The sequence below is a fragment of the Kordia zhangzhouensis genome, assembly GCF_001005305.1.
GTDB classification, from domain to species: Bacteria; Bacteroidota; Bacteroidia; order Flavobacteriales; family Flavobacteriaceae; genus Kordia; species Kordia zhangzhouensis.
The window spans coordinates 40,508-63,768 of sequence record NZ_LBMH01000002.1 but is presented as its reverse complement, the minus strand read 5'-3'; the positions used below and the strand labels follow the sequence as shown (position 1 = coordinate 63,768).

Annotated in this window: 17 protein-coding genes; 10 read left to right on the top strand and 7 right to left on the bottom strand. The window is 34.7% G+C overall.

Annotated features, from left to right (window positions below):
* Positions 1–11: 11 nt before the first annotated feature.
* Positions 12–1,769 carry a helix-turn-helix domain-containing protein gene (locus tag AA088_RS01810; RefSeq protein WP_046743248.1) on the bottom strand — a complete coding sequence of 586 codons (1,758 nt, stop codon included), beginning with the start codon at positions 1,767–1,769 and terminating at the stop codon, positions 12–14.
* Between the two features lie 399 nt (positions 1,770–2,168).
* Between AA088_RS01810 and AA088_RS01805 the strand changes: the two genes are divergently transcribed.
* The 10 genes from AA088_RS01805 (at position 2,169) to AA088_RS01760 (ending at position 11,259) form a co-directional block, all read left to right on the top strand.
* Positions 2,169–2,366: a hypothetical protein gene (locus tag AA088_RS01805; RefSeq protein WP_046743247.1), complete on the top strand. Its 198-nt coding sequence runs from the start codon at positions 2,169–2,171 to the stop codon at positions 2,364–2,366.
* Between the two features lie 88 nt (positions 2,367–2,454).
* Positions 2,455–3,048, top strand: a complete 594-nt coding sequence (locus AA088_RS01800) for a hypothetical protein (protein WP_156168354.1) — start codon at positions 2,455–2,457, stop codon at positions 3,046–3,048.
* Between the two features lie 7 nt (positions 3,049–3,055).
* Positions 3,056–3,970, top strand: coding sequence for an HTTM domain-containing protein (locus tag AA088_RS01795; protein WP_046743245.1), 915 nt, complete (start codon positions 3,056–3,058; stop codon positions 3,968–3,970).
* Positions 3,971–4,022: 52 nt separating this feature from the next.
* Positions 4,023–4,358 carry a PadR family transcriptional regulator gene (locus AA088_RS01790; RefSeq protein WP_046743244.1) on the top strand — a complete coding sequence of 112 codons (336 nt, stop codon included), beginning with the start codon at positions 4,023–4,025 and terminating at the stop codon, positions 4,356–4,358.
* Complete coding sequence (locus tag AA088_RS01785; RefSeq protein ID WP_046743243.1) at positions 4,355–4,933, top strand: HAAS signaling domain-containing protein; 579 nt, start codon at positions 4,355–4,357, stop codon at positions 4,931–4,933. Before AA088_RS01790 ends, AA088_RS01785 begins: the two co-directional genes overlap by 4 nt.
* A 73-nt stretch (positions 4,934–5,006) precedes the next feature.
* A complete protein-coding gene (locus AA088_RS01780) occupies positions 5,007–7,619 on the top strand; it encodes a peptidase associated/transthyretin-like domain-containing protein (RefSeq protein WP_156168352.1) in 2,613 nt (870 codons plus the stop codon).
* 35 nt (positions 7,620–7,654) lie between these two features.
* A complete protein-coding gene (locus AA088_RS01775; protein WP_046743241.1) occupies positions 7,655–8,383 on the top strand; it encodes a GLPGLI family protein in 729 nt (242 codons plus the stop codon).
* 54 nt (positions 8,384–8,437) lie between these two features.
* Positions 8,438–9,298: an ABC transporter ATP-binding protein gene (locus AA088_RS01770; RefSeq protein WP_046743240.1), complete on the top strand. Its 861-nt coding sequence runs from the start codon at positions 8,438–8,440 to the stop codon at positions 9,296–9,298.
* A gap of 4 nt (positions 9,299–9,302) precedes the next feature.
* Entirely contained in the window at positions 9,303–10,844 is a 1,542-nt protein-coding gene (locus AA088_RS01765) for a hypothetical protein (RefSeq protein ID WP_052752746.1), read from the top strand.
* Positions 10,834–11,259: a thiol-disulfide oxidoreductase DCC family protein gene (locus AA088_RS01760; protein WP_052752745.1), complete on the top strand. Its 426-nt coding sequence runs from the start codon at positions 10,834–10,836 to the stop codon at positions 11,257–11,259. Before AA088_RS01765 ends, AA088_RS01760 begins: the two co-directional genes overlap by 11 nt.
* A 10-nt stretch (positions 11,260–11,269) precedes the next feature.
* On the opposite strand, the gene msrA is transcribed toward AA088_RS01760, so the two are convergent.
* From msrA to AA088_RS01730, 6 genes are all read right to left on the bottom strand, one after another.
* Entirely contained in the window at positions 11,270–11,809 is a 540-nt protein-coding gene (msrA, locus tag AA088_RS01755; protein WP_046743239.1) for a peptide-methionine (S)-S-oxide reductase MsrA, read from the bottom strand.
* 652 nt (positions 11,810–12,461) lie between these two features.
* Positions 12,462–13,904, bottom strand: a complete 1,443-nt coding sequence (locus AA088_RS01750; RefSeq protein ID WP_046743238.1) for an alpha-amylase family glycosyl hydrolase — start codon at positions 13,902–13,904, stop codon at positions 12,462–12,464.
* An 18-nt stretch (positions 13,905–13,922) separates the two neighbouring features.
* Entirely contained in the window at positions 13,923–16,307 is a 2,385-nt protein-coding gene (locus AA088_RS01745; protein ID WP_046743237.1) for a glycoside hydrolase family 31 protein, read from the bottom strand.
* 2 nt (positions 16,308–16,309) lie between these two features.
* Complete coding sequence (locus AA088_RS18695; RefSeq protein ID WP_082106519.1) at positions 16,310–18,427, bottom strand: alpha/beta hydrolase; 2,118 nt, start codon at positions 18,425–18,427, stop codon at positions 16,310–16,312.
* Positions 18,428–18,717: 290 nt separating this feature from the next.
* Positions 18,718–20,637 (bottom strand): glycoside hydrolase family 13 protein, encoded by a 1,920-nt coding sequence (locus tag AA088_RS01735; protein WP_046743236.1) that lies wholly within the window; start codon positions 20,635–20,637, stop codon positions 18,718–18,720.
* Between the two features lie 313 nt (positions 20,638–20,950).
* Complete coding sequence (locus AA088_RS01730; protein ID WP_046743235.1) at positions 20,951–23,257, bottom strand: glycoside hydrolase family 65 protein; 2,307 nt, start codon at positions 23,255–23,257, stop codon at positions 20,951–20,953.
* Between the last annotated feature and the right edge of the window lie 4 nt (positions 23,258–23,261).

The following is a 23,261-nucleotide window of genomic DNA, read 5'->3' as shown; positions in this document are numbered from 1 at the left end:
ATAATTGACAATCAAGCAGTTGTTTTAAGTTCTTGATTTTCCAGTTGTTTGAGGAAATATGAAGGATGAATACCTGTTTTTCTGTGAAAAGCAATAGAAAACGACTGTGCATTATTAAAACCGACCTCTAAAGCAATTGCTTTTATAGTATAAGAACGGAATAATTTGTTCTCTTTTAATTGAGAAATAGCATAATCAATACGAAGCTCGTTCATATAATTTGCAAAATTAATTCCTTTAGTATAATTGATAATTTTGGATAGATACGTACTATTTGTGTCTAATTCTTTTGCAAGTTTGGTTAACGTATAATTCTTTTTTGTGTATTTATGACTCTTTTCAAATTTATCCAATTTGACTAAAACAGCATCTACAATATCACTTGATAAACCCAGGTTTTCTTTTGCATCTGTAGCAGGTATTTTACGAATAGCCTTATCTTTTAATTGCTCATTATTCTCATACTTTTTCATTAGTGATTCAAAACGTTTTTTATAAATAGTGTTTCTTCTCACATAATAAAAAATAATGATTGAAAGTAAAGCAGATAAAATAATAAGAACAGTTATTGTTTTTTGAGATAAAAAGTTGCTATTTTCCAGTTCATTAATGAGCTCTTCTTTTTCAGAAATTAATAAAGGAGTATCATATTTCTTTACAATGAGTTTCCCTAAGTTTTGATAATTCTCTTCTATAATTTTATCAACAACCAATAATTTTTCAATAGCTTCCAATTGATTCAGACGATCACCATTTGCTTTGTATTCTTGGTTCAAAAACTCATAAGCTTCTCTAGCTTGAAAAATAACTTTGGGTGTAAGCTGATATATTGAATCAATCTTATTTAAATAAGTTATTGCTTCGTTGGTTTCTTTTTGTGCTACTAAGCATTTATAGGTAAATAAATAAGTAGAACAAAGCGCTTTTTCATTTTGAGTAAAATATGTGGCTGCCTTTAATAAACTGTCTCTGCCTTTAGAATAATTTTCCTTATAATAGGAAGTAATCCCATAAGAGGTCAAAAACCAAGGATATAAGTATTGTGATGGATGTGCCAAACTTGCTTCAATACCTTTTTGGTGTGCAAGCTCTGCGGCTTCAAAATTTTTATTCTTGTTATATGAATCTGCTAATGCAAAAAGTGATTTTAAATACTGTTCAGGGTTTTTCTTCTCATACTCATTATCAAGGATGAATTTTAGATTCTCTTGAAAAATTTTTAATGCTTCGGAAGTTTCATTGCTTACATTCTTTAATAAGCCTATATAATGTCTAACTGAAATTTGCTGATCAATGTTTTGACTTTCAAGCGCCAAATTATTAGCTAGCGCAAAATTGTCGAGAGCTGCGGTATAATCTGTATTATAATAAAGTTGAATTCCTTTCAAAAGATACCCTTCGGCTGGATAGTCAGTTAGGTTCGCATTTTTTGAAAGCATTATGATGCTATCGGTATACTTAATTGCTGTTGGTGTATGACTATAATATGTCACAAATTCCTCATATGCCTTAATAATTTGAACAATATTGTTGTCTTTTTTGGCTTTTTGTAATGTTACTTGGGCAGCAACTTTACTCTTTTCAGTGTTTTCATTTGAATTTTTCGTGTCAGACTTATACGCAGAATCAAAATTTTCTTGAGAAAACCCAAAAAAGAAGGTACATGTCAGGCATGCAAGTATCGAAATCAGCTTTTTATTGACAATAAAATTAAAATCAATCACTGAAATCGCTAAAAAAAACAGTTTTTTAACGGAATTTTTGTTCACTTTTTTTCAAAAAAATTAAATACGTCGTAAAAGTAATTCTCTTCCCCTCCTTATTAACATGTAATAACTTACTTCATGCAGTAGCAAGTATGACTTTTCCCTTTATTACTACATAAAATATAAACTTTTTATTTCAAATATTAGCTAAATATAGACTTTTTTGACAGAATATTCATTATTTGTCTGACGTGAGTATTTACGAATGTTCATGGATAAAAGAGACAGATGATATTTATAAATACGGTGCGTAGATTTATAAATACAAAAACTAACCATTTGAAAATGTGATAATTGCGTCGTTATTTAGCCAATGAAAATTTGTTGCAACGATTTTTTTAAGGCGTAATCCGAAAAGCCTCAAATAGAGTAGGAACCAAAACTTTATTAAAATTTAACATTATGAAAAAATTAGTAAAATTAACAGGAGGATTAGCAGTAGTAGCATTGCTTGCAGTATCAGCAATTTCAACTACAAACGCACAAGAAGTATCTATGGATGATGTAACAGTTTCTACAGCTGAGAACTTAGACATCCAGTTGAAAGAAGATTGGACATTCATCTCAAGAGACTTTGTATATAAAGGATCTAGCGACTAATATATAGTCTTGAAAAAAGAAAGGGTCTTTATAGGCCTTTTCTTTTTCATTTTATATCTACTCATCAAATGTAAAAAAGTATACCATCATGAAAGTTTTAAAAAATATATTAATAGGTTATTTAGTAATTCACTTACTATGTATGATTATTATTGGTTTTGCAAGCTTTTCTACATTTCAGTCAGAAGAAAATCAAGAAAACTTGAATCCTTTTGGAAAATTTGTAGCCAATAGTGCTTCGTATTTTGAAACACCAAAACCTGTAACAGATGCTATCTTTTTTTATGCAAAGTATACAGGAACAAATAGAGGCTATTCATTTTTCTCACCAAATATCTCGCCTGTAAAAGTAAGTATGCGTTTTATGGCAGATGGAAAGCAGATTAAGCTTCCGTTCAAATCTCCAGAATCCAAGTTAAAATTTAGATCGGCAAACTTACATTTCAACTCAAATATTTTTGATATTGAAGAACGAGAAATTATTCTCAAATCAATTTCATCGTCATTATTCAATAATCACCCAGAAGTAGATCAAATAGATATTTACCTTGATTTATTTCGTTTTAATACATTAGAAAATGCTCAAAAAGAAGGTGCAAAAGTAATGTATAAGGAAATATTAGGATTTTCAACAACCAAAAATAAAGAGTTGGCAATGCAAGCTACTACGATTCAAAACTAATAGAACCATGAAAAAAACAATCGACATATTTGTATTTGGTAAAACCAAAACCCTAAAAAAAGAGTGGGCTATCAAAGCAATTGCTTTATTTTCGGCTATTAATGTATTATTTATTGTTCCTGATTTGTTTTATATTTTTGGTGAACAAGGAATTTTACAACAAGCTGTCAATGAACGCTATATCTTTTGGTACCAACCAGTATTAGGATGGTTTGCTGATATTTTTGGCTATGTAGGAATTTCGTATAACGCTACATTTTTGATTTTCTTAGCAATGTATATGCTAAGTTTAGCATGCTTGTGGTTTAATTTTAAACGACCAGTATTTGCGGTGCTAAGTTGGTTTATTCACTTTATGTTTGTCAACTCAACATATCTATTTTCGTATGGGGCTGACTATTTTGTGTCGTTCATGTTATTCATGAATATTCTTATTTGTGCAGGCTATTTATTTAAAAAAGAACACCGAGGTGCCTTATACAGTTTTGCTATTCGCTTTTTACAATTACACCTATGTTTAGTGTATTTTTTTGCAGGAATTGGAAAACTATTAGGAACTGATTGGTTGGACGGCAATGCAATATGGATGGTAATCAACACCTATACTTCAAGTACTATTGCAGATGGTTCAACTGCGATGGTGGCGTACCCGATTATCTTTAAAATACTAGCTTGGGGTACAGTAATTCTTGAATTGTTATATCCAATCTTAATCTATAGTAAGCAAACGAGAAAAGTAACTTTAGTTTTAGTACTTATGCTACACGCAGGAATTGGAATTTTTATGCAGTTCTACATATTTGCAGTATTAATGATGCTCTTAAATATAATCGCTTTTGGTCATTATTTTAAATGGAAGCCTTCCTTACAAGAAGAAACAACTAAAAGCAAAGCATCATCAACTAAAATAGTATATAGTTAAAAAATTTCACAAAGTACATTGTATTGCTATGTATTTTGTATATATTTGAACTATGAATTCTGAATTTGTTCAAAAGTGGCAATCGCAGGTTAAGAAAGGAACCTTAGCATTTATACTCTTAAATATCTTAAAAGATAATGAGTTTTATGGGTACGAGCTCATTGAGCAAGTGCGAAAATATACCACAATCGAAATTGCCGAAGGAACATTGTATCCATTGATGAATCGATTAAAAAAAGAAGGATTGGTTACTTCCAAATGGGTTGAACAAGAATCTGGAATTCCAAGAAAATATTACCAATTAACCAATGTTGGAATCAGTACACTTGCAGAAATGCGCACCTACTGGGATGGATTAGAAACCGCTATTCAAAAGTTAACAAAATGAAGCAAATAGCATTCGAAAATAAATCAGCTCAAAAAATATACGATAGTTATTTTAGAAGAATTCGTAGAACAATCTCAGTACTATCTGAAGCGGATAAGCAAGATGTGTTGATGGAATTTAATAGCCATATTTATGAAGGTTTACAGAATATAGAAGGTGATGATGAAGTAGATAAACTGTTAAAAATCACGCAAGGTTTGGGCGATCCAGAAGTTGTTTTGAAACCATTAGTAGCAGAGAAAAAACTAAAGCAAGCAACAACAACCTTCAATCCGAAACATATTTTTCAAGCGATCTTTCTGAATTTAAAAAGTGGAATCAAATATTCGATTTTTGCCATCTTATATTTATGCTTGTTCAGTTTTGGAGTGTTAATGATCTTCAAAATTATAAATCCTGAAAATACAGGGTTGTTTATTAAAAATGGAAGTTTTGTTGCGTTAGGAACCTTAAAAACTACCGATACAGAAGTGATGGAAGTTCTAGGAGATATGTTTATTCCAATTATGCTCCTTAGCGCACTTTTATTATATATTTTACTAACGCTCGGACTCAAAATGACTCGAAAAAAATAAAAAAATTTGAATTAATACATAGTATTACAATGTAAGTAGTATAGTTTAATACATTGTTCAAAAAACAAAGAAAATGTCACGTCAAATAACACATATTACAATACTTATCAGCTTCTTCTTGTCGGCTATGGGGATAGCACAAACAAAGACTCTTCAAGGAAAAGTGAGCGATATGCAAGGACTTGCGGTAGAAGGTGCTGCAATTGTAGTGTATGATGCGTCAAAAAACATCAAAAAATATACAGTGACAGATGCGCTAGGAATGTTTTCTATGGAAAGCGAAATCGTTTCAACAGATATGATTGAGATTACACATATTGCCTATGTAAAACAACAAAAAGAAGTCTCTTCGCTAAATCTTTCTCAAGAAATTATCCATCTAGATATCATTTTAGAAGATAACACGGATTCATTAGATCAAGTTGTAATTATTTCTAGCAATGAAGTAAAAGACACAGTTCGTTTGGATTTGGAAAAGCTAAAGCTATACGAAGATGATAATTTGAAGGACATTCTTAGTAAAATTCCAAACTTTCGTTTAACGGACGATGGAACGATTATTTATAAAGGAAAAAATATCGATAAGATTCTTGTAAACAAAAAACCATCGTTTGAAAACCAAAACAATATCGCACTCGAAAGTATTGAGAAAAAGATTATTAAAGATATTAGTGTAATCAATAATTATAATGATGAGTTTACTCTCGATTTTGACGAAACAGAAGAAAGTGTCTTAAATATTGATTTGAAAGAATCACAATCAAGTATCTTGAACGGTTCGCTAGAAGCCAAAGCAGGATATCAAGACAAGTATGAATTACGTGCGAAAGGATTTATGTTTTCTGAAAACTTGAACGCTTTCTTTACCAACAACACTAATAATATCGGAAAAACTACAATCAGCGCTCGAGAAATCAAAAATATTTTCAAAACGGGCTTGCCAATTTCTGAGTACCAAGAACACACATTAGGAGACTTATTCGCAACCAATGAAAACTTACAAAAAGACTTCTTTAGCAGTACAAATTTGACGCTTCGCAATCAGACACAACGTTTAAAAACATCTGCGGTGTTGTATTATTTTACGCCAGACAGAATCAACAGTGTAGTACAAGACGTAAGCACGTTGGACAATGTATCGCTGTTAAGTAGTATTGAAAAAATGGGAGCTAAAACACATTCATTCTTGGGTGCGGCATCATTAGCCTACAAGCTTACCAATAAATCAATTCTTACGTATAATATCAATATTGATTATGTAAATGCGAAGAATAATAGTTTTGTAGAAAACCAACTGTTTGACAACGGAAATCCTGAGGGTGTAAATACAACGGTATCCAATAACAATAACAACATCTTTTCACAATACCATCAATTATTATTTACTTCAAAACTACAAAAGAAACTTATCCTTGAAACTAAAGGAACTTACTACAGTGAAGGCAATACCTTGTTGAATGACTTTACTATTCGTGATGCAATAAATATGACCAATGAAGCACAAGCGTATCGTTTTGACAAAAATGAGGCGCAAGCAAGTTTAGCTTTAAAATATAAGGTCTCTGATAAATTTATTCCTAAGTTATCAACGCGCTATGTGGCGACACAAGATGAATTGAAAGATCGCGAGTTGACCAATGCGAAGTTACTCAGAAGAGAACGTGACGAGTTTTTTGTAAATCTTACAGTAGAAGGTGACGGAGTTGTAAAAGGATTGGATTATAATGTTATGATTGGTGTCAATCCATTCACCAACCGAATTGTGACAGATAATATTGAACAAAAAGATGTGTTCATTCCAACAAAAGCGTCCATAAGTTATGAAGATCGTGTAAATCGTTATCATATCAAATATGAAAGAACACGTACATTCAACGAACTATTAACAGGAATCACAACGATTCAACCGTTTAACAGTATTTGGAATGGAGATTTGACATTTCCTGCAAACTACAATACTTCTAGCTATATAAAGGCAAGTTACGATTATACCAACATTTTTGATGGAGAAGCCTTTGCTGTCAGTACTTCTTTTGAAAAAAATAAAAACGTATTACGTAAAAACTTTTTAGGGCAGGAAAACGGAATTTCAACATTCGAGCTTTTTATGGCGGAGGAATCAAGTACGTTTAAAGTAAACTCGTATTATGCAAAAACGGTAGCGCCACTTTCATATCCAACAAAAGTGACACTATCAGCAACGTATACAAGTACACAATATCCAGCAATCATCAATCAATTTAATACAGAAGTCACGACCCAAACGATTGAACCAACACTTACAATAGAAACAATTACGGACAAACTCTTAAATTTTCGTGTGACGTCTGAAGTATCGTTCAACAGTGATGAAGTTGCCAATACAACCTATGAAGCAGTATACACACGAAATAGTGCGGCAGTGTTACTCAAAAATAAAGCATGGAGAGGAAATGTCTCCTTTTTATATGACAACAATCGTATCAACGGAATTACCTATACCAGAAAAAACTTAAACCTTGGTTTATCATACACGTACAACAAAATAACATTCAGTATGGAAGCTAGGCATATTGGTGAATTGCTTTCGTTTTTTGAGAACGATGCGTACAACTCACAGTTTATCATTACCAACGGAATTACCAATACAATTATTAACAATCAATCACTCAATTACATTATTGGAGGGATTAAATTCAAACTTTAACCAACACATTTTATAAACTTTTAAATACCAGTATCATGAAAACTATCAAAATTTTAGCAGCAATTCTTTTTGTAAGTATTACATTGAATGTGAACGCACAAACTAAAGACAAGAACATCGTAAAAGTAAGTTATACAAGTAGTTGCGTTTCTGACTTCTTAGTAGATTTATTAAAAAAGCAAATTCAAGATCCGTCTGAATTCTCAGACGTAATGGCAAAAATGGAAGCCTACAAAATTCATAGTAGTTTTTACCAAAATGTAAAAACAAAAGAATCTATATATATAATTGATTCAATTACAGAAGTAGAAAACTTAAAAACAACAGGATATACCTATTTCGCATATCGTACTACAGAAGGAAAACTCTTTGGAAAAGAAGTATTCATGGGTTCCAAAATCAACTTTACAGGAAATGTGAACGACATCGAGTGGACAATCACTAATGAACAAAAGGAAATTAATGGATACCAGTGTAAAAAAGCACACTTAAAAGGAAATCCAAAAGTATATGCATGGTTTGCACCAGAAATTTCAGTAAATGGAGGACCATACGTTTTTTACGGATTACCAGGATTAGTACTAGAATCTAACAGTCACTTTGAATCAGTAATGGCAAATAGCATTGGATACGAATCAGTAGATATGTTTGAAAAAAAATTAGCCGAAGTAAAAGGAAAAATAAGCGAAAACAAATCTATCAGTCTGGAAGAAGTATTTGCAAAAAAAGAAAACTTTCAACGCATGATTGCAAACGGAAGATAGATTATATAAACCTACTTAGCATACAATAGAATATTCACCTTTACCTTATGAATTATGGAATTAGCAGTGACGAATGTTTCAAAAAAATACAGTTCAAAAAAATACGGAGTTAGCGATTATAGCATCCACATCTCTTCAGGAATTTTAGGTTTGCTTGGCCCAAATGGCGCAGGAAAATCAACCTTAATCAAAATGATTTCATCCATTAGCAAGCCAACTTCAGGAACCATTTCGTTAAACGGGAATGATATCGTAAAATCACCAAACTACATTCGTAGAATATTAGGATACCTTCCGCAAGATTTTGGCGTATATCCAAATTTGAATGCTTTTGAGTTTTTGTCGTATATCGCTGCTATGAAAGGCGTTGGAGGAAATGGATTATATGAGCGTATTGAAAAACTGCTTGTAGAACTAAACCTAATTGAAGTTGCCAACAAACATCTTGGAACCTATTCGGGCGGAATGATTCAACGGATTGGAATTGCACAAGCGTTGCTCAATGACCCAAAAGTAATCATATTTGATGAGCCAACGGTTGGATTGGATCCTGAAGAACGTTTGCGTTTTCGTGATCTTATCTCCGATTTGGCAAGTGAGCGTATCATCATTCTATCGTCACACATTGTTTCAGACATTCAAAGTATTGCTGATGAGGTGGCAATTATGAAAGATGGAAATTTGATTGCTAAAAATTCGCAAGAAGACATCATTGAACTTGCCAAAGGGAAAGTATTTGAAACGACTGTTAATCGTTCAAATATTCAAAACTTCAAAAAATACCATACCGTGGTAAGTTCGTATCGCTTACAAGATAACTTTAGAGTGCGATATCTATCTGAAACGCCACATGTAGATGCACAACCTGTGGCCGTCACACTTGAAGATGCTTATATCTATTTAACAAAAAATTAGTCGCATGCGTTCATTCATCAATATCATCAAAGGAAACTATCTACAATACGTGCGAAGCTATTCGTTTCTCATTACAGTAGCCATTAGTGTATATGTAGCCTTAAGTTTAGTACCATCGCCAAAAGCTACTTATTCAACTATACGTTTGGGTGCGTTTACAGGCGATTACAACAGTGTTTGGATAGGATTGGTTATAGCAGTAATGGCAAGTACATTTTTATCGTTAGCAGGTTTTTTCCTCATCAATGGAAGCATTCAAAAAGATATAGAAACACGTATTGGTCACATTATTGGAACGACTCAAATATCCAATAGTAGTTATCTATTTTCTAAGCTCATAAGCAATCTATGTATATTGATAACTATTCTTGGTGTTGTATTGTTGGCTGGAATTGTATTACTCTTTGTTTTTGGAAGTCAATACACATTACAACTGCTAGACTTTGTGCTTCCACTACTTTTGATTACCGTACCTACATTGTTTGTAGTTTCGGCTTTATCACTTGCGTTAGAAGTACTATTTCCTAAAAAACGATTTGTACAATACGGAATATTTCTTATCATATACTTTGTATCGTTATTTGGGTTTTCTACAGAAAAGAACGCAACTTTTGACATGTTTGGAATTCAAGAGCCCATTGCAATCGTAACAGAGCAAATTCAACAGCAACACCCATCAGAATCTACAAAACTAATAATAGGCTTTGTTTCTGGAGGAAGAGATCTTGACAAAGTTATCACCGTAGAACGTATTTCTTTTTCGCAAAACTATGTGTGGAATCGGTTGTTGTGGATTATAATAGCGATGCTGGCAACATTTTTAGTTTCGGTTGTATTTCATAGATTCAATATCAAAGAAAAATTGGTTCTTTCTTCAAAAAAAGTAAGCTTACAAACACAAAATAGTGCAGGTTTTCAACTCAGTAATCTAGCAATTACTCCAGAATTTTCCTCGCACGTATCTCCATTGATTGGAGCAGAAATCGTCATGCTCGTTCGAAAAAGTCCCAAATGGTTGATTGGTATTAGCTTTTGTTTGATGTTTGCTATGATTTTTGTACCACTCAAATTTGCACATTACTATATATTACCTTTGGTATGGTTCTTACAAGTAGGAGTCTGGTCAGATTTAGTTACCAAAGATATTTCGTTTCGCACGTATTATTTCACAGCTTCATCCTATAAACCGTTACAGCGACTATTTGTATCACGAATTTTGGCAGGGGTTTGTATTGCTTTACTTATTGCAATGCCATTATTGGTATGTTATTTAGTAGAACTGGACTTTCATACAATTGTAAATATTGTATTGGGAGCAATTTTTATCATTTTGCTTTCGGTATTCTTTGGAACACTCACAAAATCTAAAAAACTATTTGAAATTGTCTTTTTCTTTTTAATCTATAGTAATATCAATTTAGTGACTTTAACAGATTATTTTGGAGCATTGCACAATTCAGTTTCGTATACGCTTATGATGATTTTGTTGTCCGTAGTATTATTTTGTATGTCTTATTCCCTAAAAAAGATTCGTTATGGAAACTAATTACATGGATGAATTGATAGTTCAATACACAATTGTAATGTATGATGGAATTTGTGGTTTTTGTGATGCAAGTGTCCAATTTATCTTGGATAAAAAACCTTTGTCAACTTTACGTTTTGTATCTTTTCAATCTGAAATTGGAAAACAATTATTGCAAAAATATAATTACACCTCAACACCAGAAACAATTATTTGTATTGAGAATGGAGTATTTTTTAAAAAATCAGCCGCTATTTTTGCTATTGCTAAATATATACAAGGACCGTATCGATATGCTCAATACCTTCGTTGGCTTCCAAAATTCATTACAGATACAGGATACAAAGTGATTGCTAAATACAGATATCAATTGATGGGAAAAAAACAGCACTGCCGATTGTTAACATCCAATGAGCAGCACTATTTTTTAGAATAAATGTTCCTATTTACTTTAACTTATCAGCATGCAACTTGCGTAGTTTGGCAAGTTTTGGCGTGATTACAAAGTTGCAATATCCTTGTTGTGTATTTTGTCGATAATAATCTTGATGTTCTGCTTCAGCCTCAAAAAATGGCTCAGCTGCAGCCACCTCAGTTACAATAGGATTCTCATAATAGGAAGTTAATTCGCTAATTACACTTTCCGCTATTTGTTTTTGTGTTTCCGTATGATAAAAAATGACTGAACGGTATTGTGTACCCACATCTGCACCTTGACGATTCAATGTAGTAGGATCATGAGTCGTCATAAAAATGATTAGAATATCTTTGTATGATATCAAAGTTGGATCAAATGTAATTTGGATTACTTCAGCATGTCCAGTTAAGCCTGAACAAACTTCTCTATAAGTCGGTTTGCCAGGAACTGTTCCGCCGCTATAACCTGAAACAACTTTTTGCACACCTTTTACTTGTTGAAAAACAGCTTCGGTACACCAAAAACAGCCACCACCAATGGTTGCTAATTCCATATTTTTTTTCTCCATAAATAACTTATTCCTTCAGTAAACAATATAAAGATACTTATAAAAAAAGTATACTGTGTACTTAGTCGAAGCAACACAGGAAAACTTATAGTAACATTATAGTGATATTTTACTGACAAATAGCAGCGTGAATGCTGCATGGAGCATAAATATTTAACAGTAATTTGACATTAAGATATTCATTTATCTACAAAAAGAATACATTCGTCGAAGGTTTGGTTATTATTGTCTAATATATAGTGTTTTATAGTGCCAAGAATACTATATTTGACATAACTTTTTTTCATGGTTAAAGTAATTTATTGGTTATAAATTATTTCCCTTATTACCCTAAGACCCCAAATAAGAATAACCAATTTTTGGTAAGAGAAGAGAGCCTCCTAAAGGAGGCTCTTTTTTGTTTGAAGATGTAATAAAAACAATTACTTTTTTAAAAAAAGAGCAAGATTTCTTGTTGCAAATTTTTAATGATTTTATAAGCTAGCAGTTAAGTGTAAGTTGCTGAATATAAAAATATGTAAGAGTTGATAAAAAAGCAGCGAAGGAAATGACTAAAACCTCAGGAGCTTTTTTAGAGAAGGGACGTAGATAAAAAACTCCGCTATCAAAGCGGAGTTTATGTGTGTAAAGATATACTTATCACAATAGTACTTTATTCAGCAGTTAACACCATATATTGCCAAGGTTGCAATGCAACATCTTGTCCTTCTCTAAAAATTACGGTATCTCCAGTAAGGTAGTTGGTAAAACTTCCATCCAAATCAATTTTTGTAATCACTGTATCTTTAGAGAGATTACCAATATAAATTACCCTTTTTCCATTTTTTTCACGTTCAAAGGCTAGCACATTGTCAGCTTCACTGGTAGAAATTTTAGTGTATGAAGCAGGATTTTTACCTCCGTGTAAGGCAATATTTGTGTTTTTTAAAGCGCCTAATTTTTTCAATAATGGCCACATAGCTCCTTTTTCTTTTGGAATTTGATCTTTTTCAAAGAATTTTAATTGATGCTTCATGTCGTATTCTTGTCCAGAATAAATTAAAGGCATTCCTGGAGCTGTATAGATTAATGCTGTAAAAGCGGCAGCTCCTTCGCCCATTCGTTCTTCAATGGTTCCATTCCATGAATTTTCATCATGATTGGTCACAAAGTTCATTAAAATATCATCTTCTTCATACAATGAGTCAATTTGTTGCATGCGTTGATTCCACGCTTCTACGGTTTCTTTACCTTGAGCAATATGATTCATTTGATGGTGTGTGTCCCAACCATATGCCATGTCAAATAAATCACCTTCTAACAATTCTGGTTCCCATGCTTCTGCTAGCATAAAAATATTTTTAGTAGCACGTAATTGAGGAATGGCTTCTTCCCAAAAATCAGTAGGAACAGAACCTGCTACATCACAACGAAAACCATCAACACCTTCTTCTTTTAGCCAATACTGCATGTCTTTTATCATTTCTTTGCGGAGTTCTTTGTTGTCGTAATTCAAATCGGCAACATCTGCCCAGCCAACAGGTGTTCCATCCTCGTTTAACGGATCGGTAATTTCACCTTTGTCATTTTTTGTGTAGAATTCAGGATTGGTTTTAATCCACGTATGATCCCAACCTGTGTGATTTGGTACCCAATCTAAAATTACGTAGATATCATTATTATGAGCGGTTTGTACCAATTCTCTAAAATCTTCAATTGTTCCAAACTCAGGATTAATCTTGGTAAAGTCTGATACTGCGTAGTAGCTTCCTAGGTATTTTTTGCGTTCTTCCTCATCTTCAATATCACTCACAAACTGATCGCCTGTCGCTTTTCGTTTGGTTTCAGAAATAGGAAAGATGGGCATCAGCCAAATAATCTTTACTCCTAATTCTTTTAATTGCGGAATATCTTTAGTGAATGCATTGAAAGATCCTTCTTCAGAATATTGACGAATATTTGCTTCGTAAATGACTGCACTTTCCATCATATCAGCAGAAACCGCTGCGATGGTCGTTTCTTTTTCTTCTTTTGGTGTGGTATCAGCTTCTTTCTTTTTCGTTTCACACGAGAAAAGAATCAACACTGACACACAGAGTAGACTTAGTTTTTTCATTGGTATTTGTGTTAATTTCTATAGTTTAATTGTAATTTCACGTTCTTTTTCGGTATTCCAAGTTACCGTAAAACGAACCGTTTTTTGTGTGGCATTCCAGTCAAATTTTACACGTTTGCCACGAAATTTTATTTTTCTAGGATTTTTATGAATGTTGTGAACAATCACGTCAATTTCTTTGGTAGTTGCTGAAAAGTTTTTGCCAATTTCCGCTTCTAGTTCAATCTCTAAGCGATTGTTTTCAAATTCACTTTCAAACTCCAACAATTCATACATGCCTTTTTCAAACGCATTTTTAGTTTCGCCATCATCATTATACAGCATGCGTTCACTTTCGGCAATAGTTTCATCGTGATAGTAATGCAATTCCAAACGATTGGCATCATAGTTTGCCGTAGTTTGCATCGGCTTTGCCATCGGAATAAACGCACCACCACGTACAAACACAGGAATTGAATGTTCTTTTGTTTTCACCATTTTCGTTTGTCCACCGATGACTTTTTCGTTCGTTTCAAAGTCAAACCACATACTACCTTTTGGAAAGTAGACTTCTTTGGTGTCCACGTTATCTTTTAGAATCGGCGTCACTAAAAAATCATGTCCCCACAAATAGGTGGAAGCATTGGTGTATAATTTTTTGTTATCAGTTTCTTCAAAAAACAACGGACGCATGAGTGGCGTGCCTTTTTGGTTGTTTTCAAAAGCCAAGGTGTAATTGTATGGCAATAATTGATAGCGCAATTCAATCGCTTGTTTGGCTAATTTTTTCGCTCGTGCGGAACGGAATACAGGCTCACTCGGAACTTCTTCTTGTGCATGTGGTCTGTAAATTGGTTGAAACACACCATATTGCAACCATCGGATGTATAAATTATCATTCAAATTCGCGCCTGCAAAACCACCTAAATCCGAGTGCATATAACTTAAACCTTGCATGCTCATTTGCAACGCAATTTCTGGTTGTGATTGCAATCCGCCCCAAGTTCTGTTGACATCACCAGACCATGGAATCAATCCATAACGTTGCGAACCTGAATAGCCAGCACGCATCAAAATAAACGGTCGTACATTTGGAAAATCGCGTGCGTAGCCTTCGTAGACCAATCGCGCCCAATCGTGTCCGTAAATATTGTGTACTTCATTGGCGGTTCCTGTGTGATGGATGAGTTTTTCAGGATGCACTTCGGGTTCGCCCAAATCGCCCCAAACGCCTGCAACGCCTAGTTCTGCTAATTCTTTGTAAATATTCCAAAACCACGCTTCGCCTTTCGGATTGTAAATATCAATTAAGCCCGTATTTCCAAAATAAAAGTCAAACTTGTAGGGTTGACCCACTGAATCTTTCGCTAAGATTCCCAAGTTTGCAGTTTCATGCCATCTTTTAGACGTTGTCAAAATAAATGGTTCGGTGATAAAAATTGTTTTTACACCTTGTTCGTTTAGATTCTTGATCATTTGTTGGGCATCTGGAAAGGAATCTTTGTACACTTGCAGATTTCCCATCGTACCTTTGATATCTTTCCCAAACCAATACAAGTCTAGAATAATCGCGTCTACAGGAATTTTTTCTTCTTTAAATTTCGCAATGGTAGCTTCGGTTTCCGCTTGCGAATGGTAGCCAAATCGACTCGAAAAATTCCCCAATGCCCAACGTGGTGGCAACGGTTGTTTTCCTGTCAAATTGGTGTAGTTGTCTAAAACCGCTTCCCAGGAATTACCTGCAATCACTTGATAGGTTTTACGTCCCGAAATGGTTTCATAGGTGAGTGTATTGTCTTTTTTGCTGTCCAAATCCAAATAACCGATGGGCGCGTTGTCAAAATGCAGCATGTATTTGTTGGACGAGAGTACAATCGGCATGGTATAATTCATCAATTCCGAATGCGTTTCGTAACCGTAATGCGCTCTGTTGTATAGTTTCAAACGGTTTCCGCGACGATTCATGCCCAACGCACGCGCGCCGCCGCCGTACAATATTTCATCATCTGTTAAGTTGAACTGAATTGCTTCTCCGTCAGGAAGTTTTTGGTAGCCGTTTTTTTCTGAAATAATAGGCGTTCCTTTGTATTTGTAGGAGATTTGAAACGGCGATTTTTGTATATGCACCGAAATTCCGTCTGAGATTAAATCTACGGAAGTGGCAGACTCCTCAACCGATGGTATCTTCTGAATATTTTTTAAAATAACTGCATGACTTTTTGAAGTAATTTTTTGTCCTTTCGGGAGAAATGTTGTGCCGACCATCTCATCACTGATAAAGCGAATATAATAGCGTCCGTCTGAGACATCAATGGCGTGTACATTGACACTTTTACTATATTGAATGAACTTTCGTTCTGCATTCTGCGCCAGCGAGAACGAAAACCAAAGACAAGATATGAATAGAATATTACGTATTTTCATTACTATTTATTTAAAAATAATTTTTGATAATCGGTCTCAAGTGCCCATTTTGGGTCTAAAAACAAAAACATAAACGGAATGTGCAATCGTTTTTGCCAAGAGTTTTCTGAATGATCAGCTCCTTCAAACTTTCTATTTAAAAAATTTATACTACCGTCACGATATCCTTTTTTCTTAAAAATAGCATCCACTTTAGGTGCGTATTGCGGGTAGTATTTGTCTAGCGTTTCGGTGCCGTAATCAAAATAGAAACGATGCGTTTTTGGTGAAGGTAAATTTGCGTCCATATACGCAAAAAATGCTTCAGGAAGCGGATTGTTTTCCATCGGTTGCGCACCCACCCAATGTGTAGAAATACACGCTGCGGCACTAAAAACCTTTGGATATTCACACATCGCATACATCGAAATTAATCCGCCCATGCTTGAACCTGCTACAAAGGTGTGTTTGCGTTCGGTTTTTACAGAATAGGTGGTGTCGATATATGGTTTGAGTTCTTCCGTAAGGAATTTTAAATAGTTGTCCGCATTAAATTGTAGGGAGAAATTGTTCTTCTTTGCATCTTCACGAAATTTCTTCTGAACGTCTGCACTCAAGTAGTCAAATGCTTTTTGAGGAAAATAATCTTGCCAACGAATTTCAGCAATATTCCACGGAGAAACCACTATGAAATCTTTTACGCTACCTTCACTCATGAGTTTAGTAGCAACTTCATCTACTTTCCATTCTTGTTTATTCCAAGTTGTAGATGCGTCATACAACATTTGTCCATCATGCATGTACAATACGTTGTATTTTTTATCTGTGGAATAATCTTCTGGCAACCAAACATCTACGTTTCTAGGCACAATATAGTTGGAAGGAAAATCCACGACACGCATCAGTTTTCCAGCGTACAGTTTTGCGGTGGTGACTTCTGTTGCTTCAATTTTTTCGCTCGGTTGCTTTTTTATGTCTTCAGAAAATAGAAAAAGTAAGGCATCTTTAAGTTCGCTTCGCCAAAATGCTTCGTTATGTATGCCTTCTGGAGAAAACTTTACCTTGTAAGTTGCTTTAGGAAATTTGTTTTTTTCAAATAGCGAAATCATTTTTTGCAAATTACCTACCATTTGTTCTCCTTCTTTATTTCCCATTAAATAGTATAGGTGTGAATTTTTAGCAGTTGCCAATTGTTTTTCTGTAAAGGAAAAAATGTCATCAGAAAACCAAAAAGAAGGCGAGAAAATACCAGCTTTTCCAAATATATTCGGATGCGCAAATGCGGCGTAATGTGATATCAATCCACCCATAGAACTTCCCATGATGGCTGTGTTTTTAGCATCTTTTTTGGTTCTATAGGTTTCGTCAACGGCTGGTTTTAGTGTTTTGGCAATAAACTCTATGTATTGTTTTCCTTGTGGAGAAGGATGCTTTTCGTGTTTCCAAGCAGTGTATTCTTGCATGCGATTTTCGCTATTGTCAATTGCGACAACAATTACGCTTAAACCGTGTGTTTGATATAATTTGTTTAATATTTCATCTACTTCCCATTCACCTGAATATGAGGTCGCTTTATCAAATACATTTTGTCCATCGTGCATATACAATACAGGAAATGACTCTTTGGTAGTTTGATAATTTGGGGGCAAGTACACTTGAATTTTCCGTGTAGTATTTAACTGTGGAATTTTAAAATTTTCTGCAAAAGTGGTGACATTTGGTTGTTTGCTTGAAACTGTTTTGTTGGGACTTCCGTTAGACCAATTGCCAATTGAAACTTTGATAGTTTCAGGTATTTCTTTAAAACTATACGTCCTATTTTCTATATTTTGTCGTTTTTCATCTAATTCAACAGTTTCCCATGTTCCTAATGTAAATTTGTATTGGATGGTTTCTTTGTGATTAGGAAGTGTAATTTGATAGGTTTTGTTTTTCTTTTCTAGTTTTAGTTCTGGTCGTCCGCCAGACCATCCTTCAAAATCGCCCGAAATGTAGAGATCTTTAGAAAAATCGTGATTCGCAGGCAAATCGGTCACAATAAACGTCACAGATTTTTTTCCGTCGGTGTTGTCGTCTTTTTGCGTGCCTTTGCAGGAGAAGAAAAGGAGCGAAAGTGCTATGATTGTGAATTTATAGTTCATTTTTTAGAATAGTATTGAGAATTGAGACAAATTTGCTAGGCTCATTTGATTTTCAGAAAACTCATTACTCATATTTTATATCTAGTTAAATTTTGTTTCCAAGTACTTCTCGATACTATTTTCTTTCAGAAAATCACTCGAAGTGACGGTTTGGTTGTTTATTTATGCGATGTCATTCCGTACCTGATGCGGAATCCACAAGGATATTCTATGGGTTCCTGCCTTCGCAGGAATGACAGTCGATTTTCAAAAAATCTCACTACTCATATCTCAATACTAACATCTAATATCTAATCCAACTTCGTTGTCAAAATAACACTTCCTTTTTCTTTGAATTGCATGTCATCGCCCCACGTCATTTGCTCGCCTGTAATGACATTTTTAAGCGTTTTTCCTTTGAGATTCATTTCCGCGTAACGTTTTAAATCTATTGTAATTGGTTGTTCATTTTTGTTAATGATGTGTACAACAGTTTCCTCACCCGATGTTCTAAACAAGAAATACGTTCCCATGAACGGCGCAAAATGCACTGTTTTTCCCTCGTGAATGGTGTTGTTGTTTTTACGGAAATTCAATAGTTTTTTAAGATAGGCTTGCATGTCTTTTTGCTCGTCTGTCAAACCTTCTCCTGTAAAGGCATTTGTTGAATCACCTTGCCAGCCGCCTGGAAAGTCCGTTCGTATCAATCCGTGATCGCCAGGTTTTTCAAAGTCGTTCATCAAAATTTCTGTTCCGTAATAGATTTGTGGAATTCTAGGCAACACGAATTGAAAACTCAATGCCATTTTTGTATTTGTAACATCGCCATTGAGCTGTGTGAAAATGCGGCTCATATCATGATTGTCAGGAAAGATCATAATGTCTTTAGGATTTGCATAATGAAAATCGTTTGCCAAGCCTTCATAGATTTTTACCAATCCTTTATCCCACGATTCTTGTTCATTAAGAGCTTCTACTGTTTTTCGTTGCATGGCAAAATCCATGGTTGAGGTAAGATTACTTTCATAACCATCATTGTTTTTTGCGCCTTTTTGCCAATATCCTATGAGTAATGGATTGTAACTCCATTCTTCACCAACAATAGAAAAGTTAGGATATTCTCTCATAATTGCGCCTGCCCATTTGCTCATAAACTCTTTGTCAGGATATGGATAGGTGTCTTGACGAATACCGCCAAGCCCCAAGGCTTCAATCCACCATATACTATTTTGGATAAGATAGGTCGCCATAAAAGGATTTTGCTGATTAAGGTCGGGCATTGCACTGACAAACCATCCTTTACTCATGCCTTCTTTGTCACTTTGAGAAGCATAGATATCTTGATTGGAAGTACGCCTATGATTGGAATGATGAGTTGGAGCTCCTTTGCTATACTCTTCTTGGTAATTTACCCAATTGTTGAAAGGTAGATCTTTCATCCACCAATGTTCCAAACCACAATGATTGGCAACTTGATCCATAATGAGTTTCATGCCACGTTCGCTGGCTTTGTCTGCCAATTCTTTGTATTCGTCAAATGTTCCGAATCGCGGATCAACTTGGTAGTAATCTGTAATTGCATAACCATGATACGAACTTTGCGGCATATCATTTGTGAGTAGTGGACATGACCAAACAGCCGTAAACCCTAAATCATCAATATAGTCCAAATGTTTTGTGATTCCAGCGATATCGCCACCGTGGCGTGCGTAATCGTCGTTTCGATTAATGGCTGTTTCTAGTAGGCTTGTGTCAATGTCATTTTCAGGTATTGCATTTGCAAATCGGTCTGGCGTGATAAGATAGATAGCATCAGAACTGTCAAACCCAATGTAGTCGTTAGCAGCTTTTGTGCGTTTTTTGAGTTCGTAGGTTTGCGTGAGTGTGTCTCCGTTTTCTTGTTTGAATTCGATATTGAATTTGCCAGCAGTAGCCTTTGCGATATCCAAATCAATGAAAAGATAGTTGGGACTGTCGCCTTTTTGCACTTTTTCTATTGTGATGCTTTTGTTTGCAATGCTTGGCGAAGCTTTGGCAATGTTTGGATGTTTGACCAAGAGTTGGAGTTTGGTGTTTTGAAAACCTGTCCACCAATGTGGCGGTTCTACTCGTTCTAGGTCGTTTTTGATTTCTGTTATAGGTTCAGATGAAGTGTTGACGGTTGTTTTTTCTTCGGATTGTTTGCACGAGAAACAACTTATGAGTGTGAGGAGTATGAGTAGTTTTTTCATCTGATTGGTTTTTTTATATGGTATTGAGATGTGAGATGCTTTTGTTTGATTGCTTTGTGTTTTAAAGTACTTCTCGATACTATTTTTGAGTACACTTCGACAGGCTCAGTGTGCTCAAAAATCACTCGAAGTGATGTTTTGGTTGTTTATTTATATGATGTCATTCCTGCCTACGCAGGAATGACATTCGGTATCAACATCTCAATTCTAAATCTATCGTTTCTCATTAGCCCTGATTGCAGTGGCATCCTTTTTTTGCTTTGTTATGTGGCAAAAAAAGATACAACGGAAAGCAGGAAATAGCTCCTTATATTTAAACCGTTACCAAATCGTTTGGCGAAACGGCTACTTTTTTACCATCGACCAAAATCACTAGATTGTTTCCTTTTTCCAATTCAAATGACGTTCCTTTATGGGTTACATTGATTTTTAGAATTTGATTTCTAAAATTCACTTTAAACGAATAGCCTTGCCATTGCTTTGGAATACGTGGTTGAAATGAAAGCGTATCTTCCTTTACGCGCATTCCACCAAAACCTTCTACAATACTCATCCAAGTTCCAGCCATGGAAGTAATGTGTAAACCTTCTTCTACTTCTTTGTTATAATCGTCTAAATCTAAACGTGAAGTACGTAAATAGAAAGTATACGCCATATCCATTTTGTCTAATACAGCTGCTTGAATACTGTGAACACAAGGTGATAATGATGATTCGTGTACAGTGAATGGTTCGTAAAAGTTAAAGTGCTTTTCTAATTCTTCTTTGGAAAAATGATCTTCAAAGAAATAGAAACCTTGTAAGGTATCTGCTTGTTTGATGTACGGCGAACGCAAGATGCGATCCCAACTCCATTTTTGATTGATTGGTCGTTGAGAACTGTCTAAATCTGCCACACTAACGAGGTCTTTGTCTAAGAAGCCATCTTGTTGTAAGTATACACCGTATTGTTCACTGTATGGGAAGTACATATTTTCGGCAACTTCCATCCATGAAGAGATTTCTTGATCTGATAAACGTACTTTTTGCATGATACGATTATAATCGGCTGTGTATTCTTGTTTTACTTTTTCGATATGCTCTTTAGCGAATTTGATACACCATTGTGCTATATAATTTGTATACCAGTTATTATTGACATTGTTTTCATATTCGTTTGGACCGGTAACACCCAATATTACATATTTGTTTTTTGCGGTAGAGAAACTTGCTCTTTGATGCCAAAAACGTGCAATTCCAATCATTACTTCGAGCCCCATTTCTGGAATATAACTGTAATCACCTGTATAACGTGTATAGTTGTAAATGGCAAAAGCAATAGCTCCATTACGGTGAATTTCTTCAAAGGTAATTTCCCACTCGTTGTGGCATTCTTCTCCGTTCATAGTGACCATTGGATAGAGTGCCGCACCATTATTGAATCCAAGTTTTTGTGCGTTTTCAATTGCTTTTTCTAGGTGGTTATAGCGATATTGTAATAAGTTTCGAGCTACTTGCTGGTCTTTGGTCGTCATGTAGAACGGAATACAATACGCTTCGGTGTCCCAATAGGTACTTCCTCCGTATTTTTCGCCTGTAAATCCTTTTGGACCGATGTTGAGTCGCGAATCTTTTCCTAAGTAGGTTTGATTCAGTTGAAAGATATTGAAACGAATTCCTTGTTGTGCTTTTACATCACCTTCAATCGTAATGTCTGCCATTTCCCAAATTTTAGCCCATGCTTCTTTTTGGTTTTCTAGCAATGCTTCAAATCCTAATGAAGTTGCATTATTTAAGGCTTTTTTGGCAGCCGTAATAAGTTTGTTTTTATCGTGGTTTGTACACACAGTATAACCACCAAACTTATGAATGGTAAACGTTTCGTTGGCTTTTACCTGTTGTGTGTAATCAAAAGATATTTCTGTAGCTTTCTCAGAAGCGTTTGTAGGAAGTTGTAACTTTTTACCATTTAAAAACAACTCATTCTGCATGAACGTACATGCGTAAAAATTTGTTTTAAGTGTTTTGGCAACAATAAATGCTTGGTTGCTTTCTTCTTTCACTTGAATGGTTTCCCAGAATTTTTCCTCCCAATTAGCGTCTTCATTTTTGATGCCTGAATCTAGATAGGGTGTATATTGAATAGTTGCCTCGGTATTCAACGGTTTTACACTGTATTCGATTACACCTACTTCATCAATATCTATACTTAGAAAACGTTTTGCTCTTACTTCAATTTCAATATCATTTGGTAAAGTAGCCATAAATGTACGCTCATACCAACCTTCTTTCATATTGAGTTCACGACGGAAATTCACTACCTTTTTGCAGGTATTCAAATCGAGAACTTCTCCGTTTACTTTTACATTAATTCCTATCCAGTTAGGAGCATTTAGTACTTTTGCAAAATATTCTGGATACCCATTTTTCCACCAACCAACTTTCGTTTTATCTGGATAATATACTCCGGCAATATAACTTCCCTGAAATGTTGCCCCAGAGTAGTATTCTTCAAAATTAGCCCGTTGTCCCATGGCGCCATTTCCAATGCTAAAGAGGCTTTCTGAAGATTTAACGCTATCTGCGTCAAATCCTTCTTCAATAATCGACCAATTGTCTGGTTGTATATAATTTTGATTCATTTTC